Below are 23,387 nucleotides of genomic sequence, written 5' to 3'. Positions count from 1 at the left end.
TATGAAATTGATTAGTTAAGAACATTCACCGACATTAAAATCTCTCCCGTCAGAAGGATACCTCTAATTTAGCAAAAACCGCCGTAACAAGTCAATAATGAGAACTAACGCGATGTTAACGAAGCCATGTTTGGGGTATCTTGTTAAATGAGTGAATTGAATTATTTTATTCTTTCTCCTAATTCATGTATTATATTAGGGGTGTAAAAATGTAAAGCCAGTATTAAATAGCGAACTACGTAACAAAGCGGAAAGGAAGGAAACGTCGTGTTACAATTCAATCGCATCCGGCTGGCCAACATTAAGCCGTTTGTCTTTTTCTCCGTCATCATGATATTGAAAATTTACGTCGTTTGGATCACCATCTTTGACGAAGTTCCCGCCTGGGGGCCTCTGCTGAGGGAAATTCCTTTCATTTGGGCGCTGTTTTGCCTGATCGAATGGTTTTCTTCCAAGCGTAAAATCGGCCTCTATCTGACCGTCAACTTCATCGTCACCGCCATATTTTTCGCCGCAGTTATGTATCATAAATATTACGGGGTCATTGTTAATTACCATGCCCTGGAGCAGGTCAATCAGGTTACCGCGGTCAAACACAGCGTATTTTCCTTGCTGGCGCCGTACTATCTGCTGATTTTTCTCGATATCGTCATCATCAGCTACTGGCTGCTGCGCAAAAAAAGAGCCGAGCAGCTCAAAAGCTTTTTCAATTTAAAAAAGACCAGCACCGGCGTAATCGCGGGTATTTTTGCTGCTTCGGTCCTCCTGTGTATCTTCAACGTATGGCCTAACCGCGCCAGCATGAACGAAATTAAGCAAGCGGAGAAAATGGGCATCCTGAACTACGAAGCGTACACGATTTTTTCCGGCAAAAAAGAAGATCTCGTCGACAGCAAACAGATTAACCAAACCAAAATCGACCAGCTTAAAGGGATTGCGCAGCCGGCCCACCCGAAATATTTCGGCGCGGCCAAAGGCAAAAACCTGATCATCATCCAACTGGAATCGTTCCAAAACTTCCTGATCAACCTGAAAGTCGACGGCCAGGAAGTGACGCCGGTCATGAACCGGCTCGTGAAGGACAATACCTATTTCAAGCATTTTTATCAAATGGTCGGACAAGGCAACACCTCGGACGCCGAATTCGTCGTGAACACCTCGTTCTACATTCCCTATAATGAGGCGGCCACGCAAAACTATCCGGACAAGGAGCTGCCTAGCCTGCCGAAATTGATGAAGTCGCAGGGGTACGACACCGCTACCTTCCACACCAATGCGGTCGATTTCTGGAACCGCGGGGAACTATACGCCGCTCTAGGCTGGGACCGTTACTACGACCAGAAGTTTTTCGGCACGGAGGATACGGTTTTCTTCGGCCCTTCCGACGAAGTGCTGTACAAGAAAACCGAGGATGAGCTGGATAAAATGCAGCTGGGCGGCAAGCCATTCTACGCTCAAGTCATTTCGATGACGGCGCACCATCCGTTTACGACGCCGCATGAAAAGGACAAAATCCAGCTGCCGGAACGATATCAGGACAATATGGTCGGCGACTATTTGCGGGCGCAAAGCTACGCCGATTACGCCCTCGGCCAGTTTATCGACGATCTGAAGCAAAAAGGCATTTGGGATAACAGCGTTGTGGTCATTTACGGCGACCACCTCGGCCTGCCGATGTATTCCCTGGACAAACACGGCCTGGAGCTGATGCAGGAAATCTATGGCCGGGAATACAGTTATATCGACATGATCAACATCCCGCTGATCATTTCCGTCCCCGGCCAATCTCCGAAGGAGATGGAGAACGTCGGCGGCCAGGTTGATATTTTGCCGACGGTCGCCAACCTGTTGGGGGTTTCGCTCGACGATCACATTCATTTCGGCGAGGACATCCTGAATCAAACGGAATACAATCTGCTGCCGCAGCGTTACTACCTGCCTTCCGGTTCGTTCCTCAACAACATGGCGTTGTTTATGCCGGGGGTTTGGTACAACGACGGGACCCAATACCCGCTGGCCAAAGACGGCGTAAGCCAAGCTTTGACGACGGAAGACGAATACAACCGGTCGCTGGAGCTGCTCCGCCTCTCCGACAGCTACGTCCAGCAGCTCCCGGACCGTGTTAAGGAAGAGAAGCAATAACTTATAAAATGAAAGCTGCCCCATGCGCTAGGCGAGCTGCCTCTGTTGTAAAACAGGAGACCGCCGCTCCAGGCTGGGGCAGCTTTTTTGTTTCGCCCGGGTTTGGGGCTCGGCTTGGTACTATATCTTCGCGAAGCTGCGGATTCTAACGGACACCAGCGCCGCTTCACAATGCCCTTCACAATGCCGGGCTCGCCACGCCGTCCAGCGGGGCGCCTCCCGGCGGCTGCTCTTCCCGGCTCAGGTCGGCTTCCTTCATCCGCAAATATTTGCGGCCCCGCCAGCGGAAGTACGAGAGGATGCCGCGCACGTATTCATCGGTGATCATGCTAAGATAGATCGCGATGATGCCCCAGCCCATGGAAACGCCAAACCAATAGGAGCAGCCGGTGGCGATCAGCCACATGAAGATCAGGGAGATGACCATCGTATATTTCGTGTCCCCGACCGCGTTCAGCGAGTTGCCGATCGCCATGTTGACCATTTTGCCCGGCTGGAGCAACAAATTCAGCCACAGCAGCGAAACGCAAAGCGCCAAAATCTCCGGATCTTTCGTAAACACGCCCATCAGCGCCGGGCCGATCAATACGAGAATAAAAGCGTTGACGATCACCAGCGGAAGTCCGAAGGCCAGCACGCGGTAGACCGCCCGGTAAGCCTCCTTTGTTTTGCCGGCGCCGTACAGGTGGGCGATCTGGATTTGCGCCGCCATCGCCAGAGAGAAGCCGAGCATGAAGCAAAACGATTCCAGCGTGTTCATGTACGTCCTTGCCGCGAGCTCGGTGGAACCGAGGATAGCGAGGAACGAGAAGATCGCAAGCTGCGAAAATACCCAGCTGGCCGAATTGACGCCCAGCGGCCAACCGATGACCAAAATTTCCTTGAACAGTTTGCGGTCGAAAACCGGTAAATCCCTAAATCCGATGCGCCGCTGAAAGGTGCCAAGGAAAATCAGCAGCAGGACCACCGTTGCAATCAGCCGGCTGATCACGGTCGAGATGGCCACCCCGGTCAATCCCCACTGCGGAAAACCGAAGGCGCCGAAAATAAAGCAATAGTTCATCGCGATATGGATGATGTTCATCCCCACCGCCGTGTACATCGGTCCTTTCGTGTTTCCGGTATTGCGGATCGCCGTTCCGAGCATGGAGATCATCGCGGTCAGGATCATGCCGCCGCCCACGATCGAAATGTACACCTCCGCCATCGGCAGCAATTCTTCCGGAAGCTGCAGCGCCCGGGCGATCGGTTTCGGCACGGCGATCAGCAACACGCTGAGGAAGATGCCGATATACGCCGTTACTTTAAAGGCGATAATCGCTACGGTCCGGGCGTCCTCTTCCCGGCTGGAGCCTATTTTTTGCGCGATCACGATGCCGGCGCCGCTGGCGATGGTGGCAAACAGCGTCGTAAGCGCATTAAACAGCTGATTGGAGAAACCGACGACGGCAACCGCGTTGTCGGAAATCCGGCTGACCATCAGCGTATCGACGGTGCCGAGCAAAATTTGCAGAAACAGCTCGATAAAAATCGGCCAGGCGAGCAGCCAAAGGGAGAACCGGTCTCTTTCGCCACCCTTGATTTTCTTCATTATTACAACCTCCTGTAGTACGGGGAGCGGATAATCGCGCTCACTTCTGTCTTGTTAGCATGAAACACATTATAAATGCTATATTGTAATTAATGTATCAACGAATCAACTCAAACTTTCAATATTCCAACCTCAGAGGAGCTGGCGTATTATGCCTCCGATCATCGAATTTACCGCGCCTCCCCTGCCGCATTATATCGTCAGCGGCTCTACGCTGCTGCCGGTGGGGGGCAAACATCCCAGCCGGCAAAATATCGGCGCGTTCGACCTGCTCGTCGTCGTTTCCGGCTGCCTGTACGTCGGGGAGGAGGGCAGAGATTATGAAGTCGAATCCGGCCACGCCTTGATCCTCCGTCCGGATTGCTATCATTACGCCGTGGAGGGCTGCCGGGAAGAGACGCTGCATCATTGGCTGCATTTTCAAATTCTCGGCGATTGGCGCGTCGTCGAAGAGGAGGAATACCGGCAGCAGCAGGGAAGCTATGCGGACAAGGAAACGCCGGGGCCGCCGGCTTTACGCCCTTTCTCCGTGGCGCCTTATACGGTTCCGCTTCCCCAGTTCATGAAGCTCGCTCAACCGCAAAAGCTGGCCGCCGCGATCGGCGAGTTGACGGAGATGAACCGGAGCATCCATATAAGCGGCGTCCGGCTCAGGCAGCAGGCCTTGTTTCAGGAGGTTATCGTCCAGCTTTCCGCCTCCGCCGGCGGAGACGCGCCGTCCCCGCAATCGGTTTGCGCGGAAGCGGCCGCCTCCTACCTGCGCAAGCATTACCGCGAGCCCTTTTCCGCGACAAAGCTGGGCGAAAGCATCAACTTCCATCCCGTCTATATCGCCCGCTGCATGCAAAAGGTGTTCGGCTGCCCGCCGGCCGTATATTTGCTGCGCCTGCGCATCCAGCAGTCCAAGCTGCTGCTGCTGCAAACGGACCTGACCGTGGAGCGGATCGCCGAGCAGGTTGGCTTCAACACGGCCTCCTATTTCACCGCCTGCTTCACGAAAATGGAAGGCCTGTCGCCGCGCAAATACCGGCAGCGCTTCTTTTGGAACAAGCATTAGCTAACGGTTTTAAAACCCAAACGAAAGCATAAAGGGAAAAAATGTCGCTATTTCGGCGGCATCACCCATTTTTAGATAAATAGAGGAGTTTAATGGCGCTATTTTCTCAAGCCGCAGGGAGATGGCTGCTTTTTTCACTGTTCATTGGAAAATAAGGCCAAAAGATTCCGCTAAGTGCAATGAACACGCTTCATTCCGGAAAATAAGACCATAAAGTTCCGCTATTTTATGAAGGGGGCTTCTCTCTAAGACAAAAAAAAGGCCGCCCAACAGCAGATTTGTCTGCTTGGACAGCCTAGACGCCGGATTTTATTTTTTGCCCGGGTCGATATCCTGCGGCCGCAGCCCTTCCCAAATATTGGGGATGTCGACCTGTTCCGGGTGCTCGAAGACGAGAAAGGCGGTAGGGAGATACCGTTCCCCGTATTCCGAGGACGGTTTGTTGACGATTTCCCCGCCTTCTTTCACCAACACGGTGGACGACCCGCCGTCCAGATTGGCGGCGATGACCGCGCCATGCTCCAGCATGACCTGCTGCACGTCGTACAAGCTTGCACCGATGCTGTAGCCCGGCTGGCGCCCGTCGATCACGACGAACAGTATCGCCCCGTCTTCCCTTTGCCCCATCGCCGTTCGCGGTGCGATGCCCCAGCCTTCTTTTTGATTGCGGATCTGTCCCTTGCCGTTGACGATGATCCGCGGCTGGAACGTGACGGCTTCCTGAATCCCAAGCTCTTCCAACTCTTTCAGTGTATATTTTCCGGCGATCATCTTCCCCTGCTTGTCCAGCCCCACCACCTGGGTGGACGTTTTGGAGCCGAGGCCGTTGTAATAAATCTTGCCTTGCGAAATCACGACCCCGATCGGCTTAAAGCCGTTGCCTTTCCAATTCGGGTCGGCAAATCCCCCGCCATTGACGCCGGCGACGGCTCCGGTCCGCTGCACCATGCTGGACACCTTCTCGCCTTTGCCGCGTTTGGCCGGAACGCCAAGCCGGATTTTCGTCGGATCGTTGACGGTCAAGACGTATCCGTGATAGCCGCTGCCTGAAACCTCTTCGATTTCGACAAGCGGTTTTTCTTCTTTGGTTTCTTCCTGCTGCGGGGCCGCGATCGTATGGGTATCCTTCTCTTCGCCCATCTGCTCAAACTGGGCCTGATAGGCGGCCACCCGCTTGTCCAGCTCCGCTTGCCCGATAATATATTTGGCCCAATGGCGGTGCTGCGTCGTAATCAAGGTATCGGCCATAAGGAACCGGACGTTATTGCCGGAAGGCGTAAAGAACAGCCATATCATGGCCGCCATTCCGATCCATAACATCACCAGAATCGTTAAAGAGGAAAAATAGACAAAGCCGCGTTTTCGTCTTTTTGGCGTTTTCTTGCGTTTTTGGCCCCGTTTCCCCCGTTTAACCGAGGTCCGGCTGGGCAAAGATGCTGTGGGCATGTCGATTTTCCCCTTACCTTGTCTATGATCGAATGATGCTAATATAACGAATTCTCCGGGACGAAAGTTTCAGCGACCTTATAATTGCCACACTTTTGTCCCGTTCTTAGCATGATTCCATCCTAATTATAGGAGGTATAAACGCATGTCCGCAATCCAATTCGCAAGTTAGCCCGGGTTGCTGCGGCCTTACGAAGCCCGGGTGTACAAGTATACTGTGTCTTAAAGATGCGATCCCCCGCTGGCGTCGATCAGCTGCCCCGTAATCCAGCGGCTGTCTTCGGAAGATAAAAATGCGGCGATATCCGCGACATCCTGCGGCTGCCCCCATCTTCCGAAGATGGAATAGTCCGCGCCAAATTGACGCGAGTCCAAATCCTGGAGCATCGCGGCGTTCATTTCCGTCTCCACGAAGCCCGGCTGGATGGCGTTGATCGTAATACGGCGCGGGCCAAGCTGGGCGGACAAGGACAACGTCAGCGCGTTGATCGCCCCCTTTGTCATGCTGTAGGCGGTAACGCCGGGTAAAGAGATTCGCGTCACGGCCGACGACAGGTTAATAATCCGTCCCTCGTCCCGCAGCCGCGGCAAAGCTTGCTTGACCAGGAAAAACGGTACTTTCACGTTAATATCCATAAGTTCGTCGAAAACCTCTTCTGTAGTTTCCTCAATCGGCAGCGTGGAGGCGATCCCCGCGTTATTCACCAAAATATCGAACCTGGTATCGTACGTGCGTGTTTTTAGTGCCTCGTCCAATGCCTCATAAAACGCCCCCACGCTTCCGGCATCGCTGAATTTTTGACCTATCGCAAATGCGGCTCCTCCGCTTTGCTCGATGGCGCGGACGACCTCTTCGGCCGCTTCCCGGCTTTGCCCGTAATGGACGGCTACCAAGGCCCCTTCTTGCCCCAGACGGATCGCAATGGCTCTGCCGATGCCTCGGCCGGCTCCGGTAACCAGCGCGGTTTTTCCTGTCAATTTCCCCATGTTCCATAACCTCCGAAAATTTAAGTTTAAATTCAAATAGATTATGGCATAGGGCGGATTTTGTTATGTTGCTCTCTCATTCATGCCTAACGGAATGCGCGTTAATCCAATAAAGACAATATAACCGATACGGAATTGTCGGCAAATGACCTTTCAGGACGCGATTTCAGCAGCACGGTAAGGCCGATGAGCGATACGACCAATGTCTGAGCTAGAGCTTGCGCATTCAAATCCGCTTTAAGCTCGCCGGATTGTACGCCTTGTTCAAGCTTCTCCTGGAATATTACGGCAAGATACATCTCATGTTCCCTCGTAAGAACTTCAAATTTCTTGTCATGCGGCGCCAGCTCCACCATCGTATTGATGCAAAAACACCCGCGATTCTCCCCCCCTTGGTATTCCGCCTCCACCAGACTCTCAAAGTAGGAGCGAAACGCTTCTTTGACGGATGCGTGCTTTTGCAGTCTGGCGCGGACATAGGAAGCGTGGGATCCCATATATTTGCGCAGCGCAGCTTCAAACAGCTCCGTTTTGTCTCCAAAAGCCGCGTATAGGCTTGGCCGCTGAATCCCCATTCTCGAAGTCAAATCGGTTAAAGACGTAGCTTCAAACCCCTTCTCCCAAAACAATTCCATGGCGGCCTCTAATGCCTTTTCCTTATCAAATTCGCGAAGTCTGGCCATCGTTACCTCCATCATTAAGTATCGATTGGTATAAAATAATTCTATTTTTAAAAGTGTCCATTGTCAATGATCGCTGAAATCACAATGAAATTTGTTGACAAAAAAAGTTTTAAGGCAGTATAGTTTATATTAAATTATGTACCGGTCGGTATATAAAATTCTTTTTTTAGCGATGGAGGGTAAAAGATGGAGAAATCCCAAGCGAAAGCAAGCGCTGGCGCCCGTACTGGCAAGGCTGCGTCTCAAGGAGCCGCCTTAACGTCCGCATCGGCTGCCTCTTCTTTCATGTCGTACAAAATAGCCCTGTTGTTCGCCATCGCCTGCGGCCTGGCGGTTTCCAACGTTTACTATGCACAGCCGCTGCTCGATTCACTGGCGGAACAATTCGATATTACCCGGTCGTCCGTTGGAAGCATCATTACCGTTACGCAAATTTGCTATGCACTAGGGCTATTTATGCTGGTGCCGCTCGGCGATCTTCTTAATCAGCGCCGGCTTATCATCGTGATGATGCTAATATCCGTAGGGGCCCTTGCCGTTGTTGGCACCGCCAATACCGTCACCGTGCTGTTTGCCGGTTTAGCGGTTGTAGGATTGCTTGCGGTCGTAACGCAGGTGTTGGTATCGTACGCCTCCACTTTAGCCGCCCCGGCCGAACGGGGAAGGATCGTCGGGTTGGTGACCAGCGGAGTGGTGATCGGAATATTGCTCGCGCGAACATTTGCCGGGATTTTAACGGATATCGCCGGATGGCGCTCGGTTTATCTGGTCTCTGCAGCTTTAATGCTGATCATGGGTGTAACTTTATACCGGGTACTCCCGCAATATCACGGCAAAAAGGAACCATTATCCTATCCGCAATTGCTGCGCTCGGTGGTTCAATTATTCGTACAAGAAAGAGTGCTGCGCATCCGCGCAGGTTTGGCTTTACTCATATTCACGGCGTTTAGCACATTATGGACATCCCTGGTGCTGCCTTTGAGCTCGCCTCCGGCATCGTTATCGCATACCGCAATCGGGGCGTTTGGCCTGGCCGGCGTTGCCGGAGCGTTGGCGGCGTCTAAAGCGGGGCAGCTTGCCGATCGCGGCCTGGGGCAGAGAACGACGGGCTTGGCGTTGGTATTGTTGCTGATATCTTGGCTGCCGATCAGTTATACCGAATACTCCTTGCCTGTCCTGGTCATCGGCATCCTCCTCCTTGACGCGGCAGTGCAAGCGGTGCATGTCACGAACCAGAGTTTGATTTTTGCCGTGCGTCCCGAAGCGCGAAGCCGGCTCACTGGGGGATACATGATCTTTTATTCCATCGGCAGCGCAACCGGAGCTATCGCTTCAACCCATATCTACGCTTACTTCGGCTGGAGAGGGGTATGCCTGTTCGGCGCCGCCGTCAGCGCCATCGCCCTAGTGTTTTGGGCTTTGACCCTTCGGCAGATTAGACCGGCAGACTAGACCAGCCACATCGGGAAAGCGGACAGTCTTCCTGCCGACCGGTAAACCCCTCATAGAAATGGCCAGCCCCGGCCAGCGCCGTCTACCGGGTCGAAAACGGGAAAATCGCCGAGGCGGGAATGGCGGCCGCTTCAGCCCGCGTGGCCGCGCGCAGCGAGAGACGGATGCCGAAATAACCGAAGGAATTAGCCCTTCAGAAACTTTTCATCCCCCTATTACGTAAAAGTTGATATATGACGATGTTTGTTGATGTTTGGAGGTGGGGGAATTGATAAGAAACCGGAACCGGAACCGGTCCCTGCTCTTGCTTATTCTTGTCCCGCTCGCCGGCGGTCTGCTCTTTGGGGGCGGAAAACCGGCCGAGGCGGGCTATTGGAACGATTTTTGGGGCGGGGTCAATGAACTGTCGCAACTCCCCTCCGAGGTGAGTGAATTAAAAGCGGATTACCAGAACGCTTTGGACAAGCTCGATGCGACGCAGGAAACGCTGGAAAGCTTCCGCTGGCAAAACGAGGAGCTAATGGCGCGCAACAGGGAACTCGCCGCTACCGTATCGGCTTTGACGGAGGCGCAACAGATCCGTGACGCCAATGCCCGAAAAATCCGGGTGATGGTGTTTGCCGGCCTCGCGCTGTTTGCGGGCTATTTTATCGTGCTGCGGCTCATCCGGTTGGCGCTCCGCCGCTGATTTGCCGCTACCGGAGAGGAGGAGTCCATAATGGATATTCTAAAGCACAACGACGGCCTGGCAGGGTTGGGCGGGCATACGGTTACCTTCGACTTGCGCGAAGCCGACAAGCTGCACCTGCTGCACCCCGGACAAGTCATCGCTTACCGCGGCCCGGCCCATCACCGGACCGACAGACTGATGAATATGAAGGGCATCTACCGGAAACGCAAGCTGCTGCGGGCCGATTTCACGGGGCCCTGCCGGGTAACCGCCTCGCTCCCTCCCGCCATCGGTTTGAAAGTGCTCGAGTTTGCCGGGGAGAGCGACTTGCTGTACGACTTCCGGCATCTCTTTTTTTATACCGAAGGCATCCGTATGGAGAACCGCATTCTCAGCATGAAAAACATGATGATCACCCGTGACGCGGTAAAAGTCAAATTTTCCGGCCTAGGGCAAATCGGGATTCTGACCCAAGGACAGGTGATCGAGCTGCCGCTGCATCCCGAAGAGCCGCTTTACGTGGAAGCCGGACGGGTGCTCGCTTATCCCGAGCGCGCCAAGCTGGAGCTCTCCGTTTACGGCAATCATCTGGCCAGCCAGCATATGCGCTACCAATGGAAAATGACCGGACAAGGCTCGGTGCTGGTCCAATCCGGCGGCCCCGGAAGCGGTGAACTGGTACGGGATCTGCAGGCCGAGGACGGCATCATCAAGCGTTTCTTGCGCGAGGTGATCCCTTTTGGCGGCGTGTTTATTAAGTGATCGGCCTCCAAAAATAGGGCTCAAAACAACAAGCGGCGCTTGATTGCGGGACAAGTGCAATAGCGTGGATAAGCCCAATAGCGTGGATAAACGCATTAGTGTGAATAAGCGCAGTAGCGTGAATAAGCGCAGTAGCGTGAATAAGCGCAGTAGCGTGAATAAGCGCAGTAGCGTGAATAAGCGCAGTAGCGTGAATAAGCCAATAGTGTGGATAAGCGCGGGTGGCAACTGCTAGCGTAGAAAATGTACCGTACAGCTTGATCATTCGAGATTAACACGTTAATCAAGCGCCGATTTCTGGGTCGAGCCCAAATTTTTCTGGGTCGAGCCCAAAATAGCGGCACTTTATGTCCTTATTATTCGGAGCCAAGCATGTTCGTCCCCATTAGCGGCATTTTTTGACCTTATTTTCCTATGAAGGGTCCAGAACGCGGGCATTTCCTTGTGATTCGAGAAAATAGCGGCATAAAATGCCTCTATGTCTCTCAAATGGACGGATACTGCCGGAATAACGGCATTTTTTGCCCTTATGTTTTTCGAAGCAGTTTTTCAAAGCAATTTATCAAAGCAGATTCTAAGAGCAATCTGTTTGGCAGGTTGCCCCGGCACAATACAAAAGAGCACCGCCGGTTTATCGACGGGCTCCTCTTTGATGTACAGCGGCGTCCCGCTCGCCTGTGGCCCTTCGGTCCAAGCGGCCAAGTGCCATGGCGCTGAAAGGCTAACCGGGTTAGGATGCAGAGGTGCGCCTGATGGTTTGGTCAAGCGCCGTTGCTGTTTTGAACCTTTTAGCTCGTTTCATTTTTTTATATCTACAGATATGGTCTTATTGTAGGTTTTAATATAATCGAATCCGTCCAGCATTAGGAGTTCCGGTTTGTCCGTGGTGTTAAAAGAATACGTATTCTCCCACAAAATGTTGCCGTTTTTCAAATCCCAAGGGCGGGATGCGGAGATCGATGATACGGGAACTACGTTACCGCCGGCTTGTATGGATAAATGGTCCGTTTCCAAATGTACAAATTGTTTTCTGGCGATCACGATATCATAGCCTGTGTCGGTTTTGGTTACGCTGCGAATCCATATCTTTTCATTTCCTATTTTGATGGATCGGTCTGATGGTGCGGCAAGGGAAACGGGTTCTTTTACTTTCTGATATCCCGGGAAATTTTCGAGTACAAGTTCAATGGTCTTAATCTTGTCTGTTGGAAGCACATCAAATTCAATTTTGAATCCCGAACCATCCGATCTCATTCCCCGAAATTCCACCTCCGTTCCATTAACATAAAGCTTTGTATCGGCTGAATATCTTGGGGGTTCCTCTAATTCATAATGTCCCTTCACGATGGTTGAAGATGGCGAAGCAGTGATGGAGTCATAGTGGACAGTCCCCTGATCGACAGGAACGGATTTGGAAATATCCTCTTTAATGATACTCTTCATCGCTTGAGTAGGGTCAAATTTGAAGGAAATAGGATACGATGCCCGTCCCCCATTGTCCAGCCGTTCACTAAATGTAGCGGTTAATGTTCTGGAGAATGGACTAACCGGCTCGAATTCGTATACTCCCTCGTACCGGGTCTCGTCTTTGCTAGAATCGCCGTTTCCTTGTGTAGGATTTGCATCGGTCAAAAACCCTTTCAATCGATCCACACCGTAACGAACGAAACCATTTTCATCCAATACGGAGCCTGCGGGCCGGTCAATGGTGTAATAAATTAAAAACGCGTTATCGTCGGCGATAACACCGTTAATGGTAATGACAGTACCGTCATCAAGCGTTTTGCTTTGGTTTACCTGTTGTCCGTATCCTTGCTCCGCCACTTCGGAAAAGCTCAGAGAGGTCAACTCGCTTTGATTAAGCAGCTTGCCTCCGTAATAAGCGAAGGCAGGATATTCATACATTCCAGCAATCAGAAGGAGCGCCGCGGCAGTTGATATACCCCATGTCAAAGCCGGATTCTTCTTTCTTTTCTTAGCGGGAACATTCTGTAGCGCATTGCGAAGTCTGCCTTCAAGTTCCGGCGGAGCCTGTACCCTATTCAAGATCTGCTTATGCTCCTGTAATTTCTCTTCGATCGTGTTCATAACGATCACCTCCGATCATGACTTTTAGTTTTTGGATGCCTTGCGAGATTCTTGATTTGATGGTTCCAAGCGGCGCACCGGTTATGTCCGCAATCGTCTGATACGGAAGATCATGAACATAACGAAGTTCGATCGCTTCCCGCTGCTGTGCGTTCAAATGAGATAGCAGCACCTGCATGTCCATCTCGGATTCCGTATAGCGATATGGATTATCGTCAGCCAATGCGGAAAGTGATAGTTCCCGTTCGTCTTCCAGCGGAAGAAACCGCGCCTTTTTGCGGAGCAACGTTTTGCACCGATTGACGAGAATGGTTTTGCTCCAGCTGTAGAAAGCATCGCCCTTTTGCAATTGATCAATCTTTTCATACAGCGTAACAATCATGTCTTCCATCGCATCCATCGCGTCGTGCTCGTTTCCCATGTATGCATAGGCAAGACGATAATAAGCGTCCTGATCGGCTATGACTAGCTGCAGTAAAGCTTCCTTGTTGCCTTTTTGGGCTTGTTTGACCAGATGGCTTACTTTCATGTCCTCCCCCCTTTTCATAAGTAAGAGACCGCAGAGGTTATAAAAGTTCATTTTGCACAAAAAAAGCTCCACACCCAGGTCTCAGGGAAGTTACTGCATCCCTAAGAGGTTGTAGAGGGGATAGATTTAATTGAAACTATATACCATTTTGGAATAAGTGTTTAGGTTATGCGGTCATCTTTATTTCAACTTTTCGAGCTAGTTTTAATGCCCCTTGATCGATATATTTCATATAATAATGCGACAAAATAAATAAGGGCACCATAGAAACCATAAACGTAATTGCATAAGCAAGATTATAACTACAATAATGAATCACTTTACTAAACAGGAACGCGGAGAACGTATTTAGGAAAGTGAAATGAATGAGGTAAAGGGAAAATGAAATCTGTCCTAAATAAGCAAACGGCTTCCATCCAAACACATGCTGCAGCACTTTTAAACGAAGCAGAGCAAACAAAATCATAGCAGAACCTAGGATTCGGGCAAGAAGCCGCGGATCGATGTTAAATTGAATCCATGCATTGATATTTTTTGTCCACACTTCTATCGGTTCGTACATCGTCCCCATTAATGAAGTATAAGGCGCTGAACCTAAGTAAATCCCTATTAAAAGCACAAGTACTGCCATTATTTTACTTTGAACCCATTTGTGCTTAAGCAAATCGGCCAGCAGCATTCCCCACAAAAAAGCGACAAAATAGGTTTGAATCAAAGCAATGGATAAGACCACATACACCATCCATCTTTTTTTCACTCGTCCGAATAATGCAAGAAAACCGAAAATTAAAAAAGAACCTAATAGCTCATAGCCCATTGTCCAAAGGACTGGATTGTAAGGATGGGCATCAAACCGGAAAAATGGATCAAAAATAGCGGCCTTGATAACGGTATATACATTTGTATCTAAAGCGTAGTAGTCCTTTTTCATATCCGTCCATGTTGTTCCCCATATTTCTTGGAGGTAAAAGGCCTTCGTAATAATTGCTAGATACACAAGCAATACGGATACCGCTGCCGGCACGGCAAGCCGAATGTACCTTCGTATAGCGCTGGAATGCAACAATTTTTGAAAGGTCTCGCTATCGAGCTCTTTTTCAAACATTTTGACACTGAGCACATAACCGCTTAACACAAAAAACAAACACACGGCAAATTGTCCATTATAAAATAGATTGATCGGAGAATGTCCGTACCAGATATCCCATTTAAAATGAGCTTGTTCCGGTCTTCCGTTTAACGCAGCTGGATAAAATACTTGTACGTAGTGCGAAATAACCACGGCAAATGCCGCTAGTCCCCTGATGCCTTCCAAATAGAATAGCTTTTTATCGGATGTCACTTCATTCATTTTTTATTTTTTTCCCTACTTTCATGAATAGAACTACTATAACATGCGATGCTGCGCGATTAAATGCACATAGTGAATCATTTTTTATTTTATTCCAAACGGTACCATGCATCCATTGTGATTCTATACCTTTCGTTTCTACTGTTCTCTCTTTGAAATCTCCCTTATCGGTAATTCATCAAGATAACATTCTGTTTCTGAATCAAGCAGATCATTCCCGGCCTCCACAGCAACTATATGACTCTGTGGTTTTATCGGTTTTAAGTGGGAGACTTTTTAATGGCTGCTCTGGCGTACTTTTTTAGTTAACATATACAATTATCTTTTCGTATTTCTTATTTTTATCATTAGTCATATTCATAACCTCCATTTTGATGATATTTGATCACGTCCAGCTGATCGACTCCACCGTTCTCTATCCTCTGCACCAGGAGTCGTGTAGATCATGGTCATTGCATAATTGAAACACGTGATCTGAAGCCTTATATTCAGCGGAATGTGATGGCCAAAATGGACTTGAATGCGGTTAAGGAAAGCCAGGAGGCCATTGCGAAGTGTATTGAAGAAAAATTCTAAGAGAAGACGATTTTGAAGTATTCAGACAATTCGTGGCCCATAATTTCGGAGAAATGCATAAGGAGGTATCAATAAAGCTTCAGTGCCTGTTATACGTAAAGGCAATAAAGAACAATATGTATATTTTAGCAAGCAAACATTATTGGATTTGGAAAGTTACTTGCAGATTAGAGAACTAAGATATTTACCTGAAAGGACCTAAAGCTTTTATTCATTGCAGCACCCATAGATCGTAAAGGAAAAAGTCGGCGTTTGACTGGGCAATCTATCGAGAAGTCAATTGAGAAATCAATTAGGACATTCATCCATACAAACAACAGTGATATATACACATTTAATAGATGATGAGGTGCGCAATCCTGTAAATAACATAGATCGATAACCCTTTGATCTCAATACACTTTTTCGTTTTAGATGAAAAGCAAGTTATATTTGACACATCATATGTTGCCTGTTTTAATGCTTTTTAATCATTTTTTATTTTACATTACAGCCAGTAGCTTTAGCTGGATCTTCGAATCCCCAATGCCATTTAACTCAATCTGCAGCTTAGTTATAGTGAGGAACTGATAGATTTATCAATCAGACGGGAAGCTGCGTATATCGCGGTAGACTGTCTGTAGCGAGCAGATTTAGGTAATTCTGTCGTTGTTGGGAGGGCTAATTCAGTACGTAGTCCTGTGACGCTTTTGCGTCACAAAATAAAAAACAATGCAGATACAACTTGTGTTGTATCTGCATTGCAAGATCATATCGCTTCCGTCGTACCTCTTTTTTAAGGCCACTTAGTGTCAGAACTTTTAAGAACAATTTCTCCTTTTGGTAAACCTGATCCACCGTAAACAGTCACTGTATAAGTGCCTGAAGGAACTTTTGGATTACTATCATTATTTGCAACTTCTACTGTTTTACCTGCTTTAACGGTTTCATTAAAAATAACCGTATTCTTGCTGTTGTGCTTTACTTCGACTCTAAAAGATTCTGCTCCTGTATTTTTTGCATACAGTTTAATATTTGGATATCCAATTGTCACAGAATAATTTAATTTGTGAATATGCTAATATCATAACACAACAAGGTATATACGACCAAATCAGTCATTAAATTACATATACCAACATTGTTCGCCAATAATCTAAGATTCTGATTTTACTTTTTTTAAAATTTCTCCTGTAAAACGAGACTTTCACATTCTTCGACCAAATGAACCGATGCCTCTTCAACGAGATCCTTGGCAACAAGTTCACGCTCAGTGGATCGCTAGTATGCGCAATCATTGATAACAATGTAACTAAGGACAATATTTGTAAATATAATTATTTATTTTGGAGGATTCATTATGAGGACTCAATTGAAATCTACGCTCCTATACGTAAATGGGAAGACCTTCGTTATTATTTTTTTTCTAAGTTTACGAAATTCTCCATAAGTCTGTTGGATATTTTCAACGCGTCGGCTTTGTTAGAAGCTGGTGCAGTTATTAAGTTTCCTTCCCCCTGAACCCACCGTTCAACACTTTTTTCGTTTAATTCATTCAATTGAATTGTTAATTCTTTTCTATTAAAATCTGCAAAAATGATACCATATCTGTAGTTCTCAGGCTTCCAATCAGCCTGTTGATTAACTTGTGTTGACATCATCTTACCATACCCCTCAGAATCAAACAGAATATCTACTTTCCTCATATTTTTTTGTAACTCTAACTCATTTTTTCCACTACCTAAAGTACCTGAAAAGGTACGCTCACCATTCAACTTTCTTTTTAAAGTACCTTGCATAACGACAATTTCAGTTTGGATAATAGAGTCATCATTCAAAACCGTTGAGTAACGAACTCCATTTAGTTTTATGTCCACTGAGATAGGTCGTATGTAGATTAAAAGCAATACAATAGCACTTACTACAAAAATGATTAATATAAATGTAACTGTCCCCTTCTTACTCATCAAGAGCCTCCTTTTTGTATATAAAGTGGATAAATACAAAATAAAGAATAGAAAACTGATAATTTTCAGTTTTCTATTCAGCAATAACTATTTATTAATATACATCTGCCATAAAAGAAGCCATAGGTGGATAATATTCTTTAATAATATCCTGATCAGGGTCACTGTGTGTTCCGCTGTAGTACTTAAGTGTAGGAATGGCACTAACTACATGTCCGGCGGTCTGTGACTCAATATAAAACTGCCGGGCACGTATTACCGACTCCCAGTAACTTGATTGAATAGTATCGTTTGTAGGTATTGATACCGCAATAGCCTCACCATTTTTCCCAACTCCTCTTAAATATGCAAAACAGCTAGACTTAATGAGTGTGATGTGAGTGTTAAATGATAATAGGTATCTTCTTTTTTCTCAGGTTTTACAAATGCAAAGCAAACTGTTGTAGCCGCAGAGCCATAAATATTATAATCAGAACCTGAAAGACTCTCCGGTTGACCTCCATCTGGCCAAAGTAGCTCCCAAGGGTACCAAGAAATTGCCCTAACTGTAGCAACAATTTTTTGAGCATAAATAGAGATTAATTTGTTTAAAAGTCTTTCGGCATTGTCCTGTTTATACCACATATCGAAGTCTATTCTATCCGTCATACTACTTGTTAAATCTTTAGGCACAGCATAGATAGAATAAACATTATAGTATTGTTTGGTTTTACTATCGTAAGTTCTAGAAGGTCCTTTCGAATACCAAGTATTTGAACTCGTACTGTCAGGTACTTCCGGAAACTCTGGTATGGAATTGATTGAGTATTTCCCTTCATTTTCTAATAACGTCTTCACCTCATTATTGTTCAACTTTTTTATCCCCATAGAAACCAATTCAGCCTCAACCCTATTGTACTCTTCTCGTTTTGCTTCTAGTGTGAACGGAAGCTCTCCTGAAATACCTTTTTCCTCTATCGCTTCAGCTAAAAGCAGTTCTGAATTTATCTTACTAAGTTCATCCATTTTAGAACAAAATATATTTTTGAGATATTTGTCATATAATTCCACATACTCCATATTGGTTCAAATTGGTATATAGTACATTAATATTAAAAATTTATAACCCTGGCTCATCGAGAACGCAGCATGGAGAGTAGCGTTGGTTAGCGGATAGATAGCATATATGATATGGGGGGGGATCGGAAAGGAAAGCTGACATTGTCCGAAATGGCTGCCGTTCGTCATATTGTGAGCGAACCTCTACAAGCACTAGGTTCTACTACAGGAAGGTCCATCCTCATTCGCAAAGGTGGATATCCAAACAAATCACTAATAATAAAGATGAGATAAGGGGATTATAGGGAATAATCATATCAACAGAAAGTGCTGAAAGCCGGCTTGAAGGAGGATATTTATGAAGAAGTTTCTTATGAAGTGTTCTTTAGCATTAGTTGCAGTGGTTGGGCTGACAGATGCCCCTTATGTTTTGGCATCGCCAAAAGCGAATGGGGAGTGCTATCCGATAACATTTTTTGATACTCTTGAAAAAGCTGTTACAGAATATAAAGAATTAACGGCTTCTTCGAGTCCTGTATTAATGCCAACATGGTTACCATTTGATGCAACTTTAAAAAGTGTACGTATTGTTGGATGTGGATCTGTCCTAAAAACGGAATATGTAAGTGATAATCAGAAAATCCGTGTTCACGTTAATCCTCAAATTGAGAATTCCAAATTAAGCGGGAGTTACGCCGCCTCCTTAAGTGATGGAACAAAAGCTGAATACAAGGATGGCAAATTATTTTATGTATTACGGTTTGATAAAGAAGAGAGGAACTACATGATCGTCATTGATAAAATAAATGGTAAGCATATCAAAGAAGACGCAGCTATAGAATACTTGCAAAAAATTGCAAATTCTTTGGCTATGGTTAAGGAAGATAGATAATTTTTCAAATAACCGCTCTCATGGTTTGGATGTACAAGAAAAGACGGTTGAGAATTTTACTCAACCGTCTTTTCTCTCAATCCAATGTCTTCATAACTCCATAGGCACTACAACCGAGGGCTAAGGGTGTAGTGACCGCATTCATTTCACCACATTGTTAATCAAATTGTATATTTATAGCCAACGCATCTTCATTTCTTAGTTTTAAGCAGTATGTTTTGTATAGAGCCTTAACTAATAACCACCATGTTGAGCTAATACGGTAAAAATAGGTTGCTGAAGTAAACCCGAAACAGGTAGAATTAGTGCTAACGATAAAAGAAGGCTACAGATCAATTTCTTTTTCATACTACCTGATACACCTCACTAATTATTTTTTTATATTTAAAACAAATCTCTTCAGTAGCCACATGTCTGAATTGTTCAAATAAAACCATGAACTTAATAATACTGTCCTCCTTATTAATCATAACTGAATTTTCCAAACCTTGCAGCATATATTTAAATCCTTTTATGTAGTCACCTTTACGATGAAAATATAGTGATAGGTCATATAAAAAACCAGGGTAGTAATCAGGAATCACCTGACTTTTATACAAATCATTTGTTTGTGGATATACGAATGTTTCGATTTCTGAATTAAATTGTTGGAGAATATGATCCACATCAATTTCATAACGATTTGCGGCATACATAATATTAACCAAAGCTACAAGTATCTCATCCGGTTGACCCTTTATGTATTCTACATATTCTTCTAAAACACTTATATCACCTCCCATAAGCTTATTGGCATAGATATTAGCTGTTGCCCATTCCTTGGATAAATTCAACCAATATAGGGTTTCAGTATCTGTTTCTTTTACCCAGCTTAGATCAGCGTAGTCATATGTGAATTGCAAGGCTTTTTTATAGTCATTCCGACCCTCACATACGTTTGCTTTCAGAAGTTTCGGGTAAGCTAAATAGACAAAAAACGGTCTACTCAACTTGCTTTGTATTTCCTGAAGTGCTGACTCGGAACGTGATTCTCTAAAATACTGTATCTTAGCCTTATTTTCCATTTCATTTGCCAATATTTCTACCCGATCCCATTGATGAAGAGAACGATACAAATTAGCCAAGTCTTTTAGTGCGTCTAGTTGCTGGATTTCATCCATTCGTTCAACATAGGGTTCAAATTGACATGCAATCCTAACATTTGATACCTGGTCTTTTCCAATCCGTATTTTAAACAGCCGGTATTGACATAAAGCCAATCGTTCTGAATATTGCTTTCTCTCGCTCATGGCTACATTTTCATACAGTATTTCTGCCGCTTTATAATTTCCGCTTCCGAATAATTCCTCGGCCAGTTCAAACAATGGGGTGGAATACATCAAATCATCCAGTAAAAAACTTGCCATTTCATGAATACAGTCCAACTTACCTAATTCAGCACACCTATGAAGAAAGGGACCGATTCTTCGCCAGTTTGGATTAATATCTTTTAGAAACTCATTAATATAGTTTTCATAGAAATGTCCTTTAGGAAATCCCAATATCTCTGTAACACGATCCAAATGATCGACGGTTAAGGTTCGGTTGCCATTTAATAAATAACTAAGTGTCCCTACGTTAATATCTAGCTTTATAGCAAGCTGTCTTGTGTTTAAATCGTTCTGTTTCATATAAGAAATAACTTCAGCAAGTATCGTAGATGAGTTCAATGAAACCACTCCTTATTTTTATATTTTCAATAGATTAAGGATTACATCCACAATGCTGGCCTCTGGAATTTTATGTATATTACAAATATATACTTTTTTTGTACTATGGTCAATTTATTCATTATTTTGTAGCATGTCTCTCGCTTATAGAATGATGTTGTATTATTTTAACCAGAACCTGTATCCGTTTGGGTTTGGGTTTTTAGTACATTGTTTGGAATTATCCGCAAAAGTTAAAAAGATATCTTGCATAATAAAGTCAGTTAGGTTGTTTGAACGTTTTAGGGATGTAGCTTCTTCCGAAACGAAATCAACCTACAACTATTGGGTTTCACTTATGGAGGCTTTTCATTGAAGCTAAAGTATGTAAATACACAGCTGAAATAAGAAAGGGAGTGGTTGCATGCTTCGCTCCAATCCGAATGTGCAAAACAGCTACGAATTAGTTTGTTTGACCGCCATTCTGACAAAACATCAAGAAGATCGCCAACCACCTGACCAAGCTGGCCAGATAGGGCGATCTTCTTGTTTATTAATATTTGATAATTCAGTTTCACATCCCTTTCAGCCCGTTAAATGAAGCACCAAAAAGAACCTGAGCAGGTGAACTCCTTGTGTTGAAAGTTTAACTGTGCTATTTCTTGGTTTTAGGTTTAGGTCTCGTTAGTTCAAAACTATGCCTTACCATATCATGAAGATCATCTTCCGGAAGTCCTTCATCTAAAATGATCGTATTCCAATGCTCTTTATTCATATGATATCCCGGCTTGACTTCCTTGAATGCCTGTCGAAGAAAATCGGATCGTTCAGGATCACATTTAAGGTTAACGCAAAGATGTTTATCTCGATTGAATATCAAGGGAAATAACTTCTTGTTTTCTTTATGGCGAATGGCCGTCCATCCTTCTCCGAAGGGTTGATCTTCAAGACTGGGGGCGAAACGTCAAAAAGCCGCCCGGAAAATCACCGGGCGGTCATCCTGCCGGAAATAGCGGTCATTTGTAGCGCTATTTCTGCGATCTCCAGCGGTCTCCTTAATATCTGCCGCCGGTAAACAAGCTCTCTCCGTTGCTGGCAATGACCTCTTTATACCAGTCAAAGCTGTCTTTCCTCATCCGCTTCAGTGTACCGTTCCCCTCGTTGTCTTTGTCCACATAGATGAACCCGTAGCGTTTGCGCATTTCGCCGGTACCGGCGCTGACGATATCGATCGGCCCCCAGTAAGCGTAGCCCAATACTTCGCAGCCGTCTTCCAGCGCTTCGCTGATTTCAATCAGATGCCGGCGCACATAATCGATCCGGTAGGCATCGTGGATTTTGCCGTCTTCGGCAATGACATCCACGTCACCGAAACCGTTCTCGACGATAAACAGTGGCTTCTCGTAGCGATCATACAGCTCATTGCAAACGTAACGCAAACCTTTCGGATCTATGGCCCAGCCATACGAAGATTTCTCCAGGTACGGGTTGTCTATGCCGCGGACTCCGCCGGTCGTCCCTTGAATCGGCATGCCGGCCTTATGAGTGGAGCTCATATAATAGCTGAACGCCAGGAAGGCGCAGGTATGATCCCGAATCAACTCCTTATCCCCGGGCTCCGTGTTCAGATGAACGTCAAATTCCTCGAAAACGCGGTTCATGTAAGCCGGGTAGTGGCCCCGCAGCATTACATCGGAATAGAACAGCGACCGTCTGCGGAATTCGTAGGCTTCAAACACATCGTCCGGATGGCATGTATTCGGGTAAAAGGCGCTCAACGACAGCATGCAGCCCACCTGATTGTCCGGCATAATCTCTTTGCCCAGCTTTACCGCCTTCGCGTTGGCCACAAACATATTGTGGCTGGCCTGGTAAATGCGCCGCACTTTATCCGGCCCTTCATCAATCCGGCAAGCCCCAGCGGCAAACGGAATTTTATGCATATTGTTAATTTCGTTGAAGGTCATCCAGTACTTCACTTTATCCTTGTACCGCTTGAATATCGTTTCACAGAAACGGCTAAAGAAGCCGATCAGCTTCCGGTTCTCCCAGCCGCCATATTCGGTTGCCAGATGAAGCGGCGTCTCGTAATGGGAAATGGTCACCATCGGCTGAATACCGTATTTCAGCAATTCATCAAACAGGTTGTCGTAAAAAGCGAGACCGGCCTCGTTAGGCTCCGACTCGTCGCCTTTCGGAAATATCCGCGACCAATTGATTGACGTGCGGAACAGTGTGAAGCCCATTTCCGCAAACATGGCGACATCTTCCTGGTAACGGTGGTAAAAGTCGATCGCCTCATGGCTGGGATAATACTTGCCGGGCTCCACCCTCTCATCCGCCACACCAGATATAATGCCTCCGCGGCAAACATCTGCGATAGACGGACCTTTGCCGTCCGCATCCCATGCGCCTTCCGCCTGATTGGCGGCAATGGCGCCCCCCCATAGAAAATCTTTTGGAAAAGCCGATCTTGATCTGTTCATTGT

Annotated in this window: 18 protein-coding genes and 1 pseudogene; 6 read left to right on the top strand and 13 right to left on the bottom strand. The window is 46.6% G+C overall.

Features of this window, described 5'->3' with window-relative positions:
• Positions 1-267: 267 nt before the first annotated feature.
• Positions 268-2,142, top strand: coding sequence for an LTA synthase family protein (locus NYE69_RS07820; RefSeq protein WP_340925693.1), 1,875 nt, complete (start codon positions 268-270; stop codon positions 2,140-2,142).
• A gap of 178 nt (positions 2,143-2,320) precedes the next feature.
• Here the strand turns inward: NYE69_RS07820 and NYE69_RS07815 are convergent, their stop codons facing one another.
• Entirely contained in the window at positions 2,321-3,733 is a 1,413-nt protein-coding gene (locus tag NYE69_RS07815; protein WP_340925691.1) for an MATE family efflux transporter, read from the bottom strand.
• Positions 3,734-3,884: 151 nt separating this feature from the next.
• On the opposite strand from NYE69_RS07815, the gene NYE69_RS07810 reads away from it, so the two are divergent.
• Entirely contained in the window at positions 3,885-4,790 is a 906-nt protein-coding gene (locus NYE69_RS07810) for a helix-turn-helix transcriptional regulator (RefSeq protein WP_340925689.1), read from the top strand.
• 309 nt (positions 4,791-5,099) lie between these two features.
• On the opposite strand, the gene NYE69_RS07805 is transcribed toward NYE69_RS07810, so the two are convergent.
• From NYE69_RS07805 to NYE69_RS07795, 3 genes are all read right to left on the bottom strand, one after another.
• Positions 5,100-6,236 carry a phosphodiester glycosidase family protein gene (locus NYE69_RS07805; protein ID WP_445744758.1) on the bottom strand — a complete coding sequence of 379 codons (1,137 nt, stop codon included), beginning with the start codon at positions 6,234-6,236 and terminating at the stop codon, positions 5,100-5,102.
• Positions 6,237-6,458: 222 nt separating this feature from the next.
• Positions 6,459-7,223: an SDR family oxidoreductase gene (locus NYE69_RS07800; RefSeq protein WP_340925687.1), complete on the bottom strand. Its 765-nt coding sequence runs from the start codon at positions 7,221-7,223 to the stop codon at positions 6,459-6,461.
• 101 nt (positions 7,224-7,324) lie between these two features.
• Positions 7,325-7,906, bottom strand: coding sequence for a TetR/AcrR family transcriptional regulator (locus tag NYE69_RS07795; protein WP_340925685.1), 582 nt, complete (start codon positions 7,904-7,906; stop codon positions 7,325-7,327).
• 285 nt (positions 7,907-8,191) lie between these two features.
• Here NYE69_RS07795 and NYE69_RS07790 point away from each other — a divergent pair, with 285 nt between their 5' ends.
• The 3 genes from NYE69_RS07790 to NYE69_RS07780 all read left to right on the top strand — a co-directional run bounded on the left by NYE69_RS07790 (position 8,192) and on the right by NYE69_RS07780 (position 10,790).
• Positions 8,192-9,358: an MFS transporter gene (locus NYE69_RS07790; RefSeq protein ID WP_340930313.1), complete on the top strand. Its 1,167-nt coding sequence runs from the start codon at positions 8,192-8,194 to the stop codon at positions 9,356-9,358.
• A gap of 268 nt (positions 9,359-9,626) precedes the next feature.
• On the top strand, positions 9,627-10,046 hold the full coding sequence (locus tag NYE69_RS07785) for a hypothetical protein (RefSeq protein WP_340925681.1): 420 nt from the start codon (positions 9,627-9,629) through the stop codon (positions 10,044-10,046).
• 30 nt (positions 10,047-10,076) lie between these two features.
• A complete protein-coding gene (locus NYE69_RS07780; protein WP_340925680.1) occupies positions 10,077-10,790 on the top strand; it encodes an AIM24 family protein in 714 nt (237 codons plus the stop codon).
• Between the two features lie 798 nt (positions 10,791-11,588).
• Here the strand turns inward: NYE69_RS07780 and NYE69_RS07775 are convergent.
• The 6 genes from NYE69_RS07775 to NYE69_RS07750 form a co-directional block, all read right to left on the bottom strand.
• Positions 11,589-12,878, bottom strand: a complete 1,290-nt coding sequence (locus NYE69_RS07775; protein ID WP_155621319.1) for a DUF4179 domain-containing protein — start codon at positions 12,876-12,878, stop codon at positions 11,589-11,591.
• Complete coding sequence (locus tag NYE69_RS07770; RefSeq protein ID WP_155621320.1) at positions 12,844-13,407, bottom strand: RNA polymerase sigma factor; 564 nt, start codon at positions 13,405-13,407, stop codon at positions 12,844-12,846. The genes NYE69_RS07775 and NYE69_RS07770 overlap by 35 nt, the downstream gene beginning before the upstream one ends.
• Before the next feature lie 166 nt (positions 13,408-13,573).
• The gene (locus NYE69_RS07765) at positions 13,574-14,758 is read right to left on the bottom strand and encodes an acyltransferase family protein (RefSeq protein WP_155621321.1); all 1,185 of its coding nucleotides are present in this window, start codon (positions 14,756-14,758) and stop codon (positions 13,574-13,576) included.
• Positions 14,759-16,109: 1,351 nt separating this feature from the next.
• Positions 16,110-16,367, bottom strand: a complete 258-nt coding sequence (locus NYE69_RS07760) for a DUF2808 domain-containing protein (protein WP_230877257.1) — start codon at positions 16,365-16,367, stop codon at positions 16,110-16,112.
• A 361-nt stretch (positions 16,368-16,728) separates the two neighbouring features.
• Positions 16,729-17,280 (bottom strand): hypothetical protein, encoded by a 552-nt coding sequence (locus NYE69_RS07755; RefSeq protein ID WP_155621322.1) that lies wholly within the window; start codon positions 17,278-17,280, stop codon positions 16,729-16,731.
• Positions 17,281-17,619: 339 nt separating this feature from the next.
• The gene (locus NYE69_RS07750; RefSeq protein ID WP_196427593.1) at positions 17,620-18,330 is read right to left on the bottom strand and encodes a hypothetical protein; all 711 of its coding nucleotides are present in this window, start codon (positions 18,328-18,330) and stop codon (positions 17,620-17,622) included.
• 346 nt (positions 18,331-18,676) lie between these two features.
• Between NYE69_RS07750 and NYE69_RS07745 the strand changes: the two genes are divergently transcribed.
• The gene (locus NYE69_RS07745; protein ID WP_340925670.1) at positions 18,677-19,210 is read left to right on the top strand and encodes a hypothetical protein; all 534 of its coding nucleotides are present in this window, start codon (positions 18,677-18,679) and stop codon (positions 19,208-19,210) included.
• 344 nt (positions 19,211-19,554) lie between these two features.
• On the opposite strand, the gene NYE69_RS07740 is transcribed toward NYE69_RS07745, so the two are convergent.
• The 3 genes and pseudogenes from NYE69_RS07740 to NYE69_RS07730 all read right to left on the bottom strand — a co-directional run bounded on the left by NYE69_RS07740 (position 19,555) and on the right by NYE69_RS07730 (position 23,384).
• The gene (locus NYE69_RS07740) at positions 19,555-20,928 is read right to left on the bottom strand and encodes a helix-turn-helix domain-containing protein (protein ID WP_240752368.1); all 1,374 of its coding nucleotides are present in this window, start codon (positions 20,926-20,928) and stop codon (positions 19,555-19,557) included.
• A 625-nt stretch (positions 20,929-21,553) separates the two neighbouring features.
• A pseudogene (locus NYE69_RS07735) lies at positions 21,554-21,859 on the bottom strand (MmcQ/YjbR family DNA-binding protein); the annotation flags it as partial.
• Between the two features lie 94 nt (positions 21,860-21,953).
• The gene (locus NYE69_RS07730) at positions 21,954-23,384 is read right to left on the bottom strand and encodes a glycoside hydrolase family 1 protein (protein WP_340925666.1); all 1,431 of its coding nucleotides are present in this window, start codon (positions 23,382-23,384) and stop codon (positions 21,954-21,956) included.
• Positions 23,385-23,387 lie beyond the last annotated feature (3 nt).

Source organism: Paenibacillus sp. FSL R5-0527 (assembly GCF_038008055.1).
Taxonomy (GTDB): Bacteria; Bacillota; Bacilli; order Paenibacillales; family Paenibacillaceae; genus Fontibacillus; species Fontibacillus macerans.
Note: the sequence above shows the minus strand (reverse complement) of the source record. Positions and strands in the feature narration are given on the sequence as shown.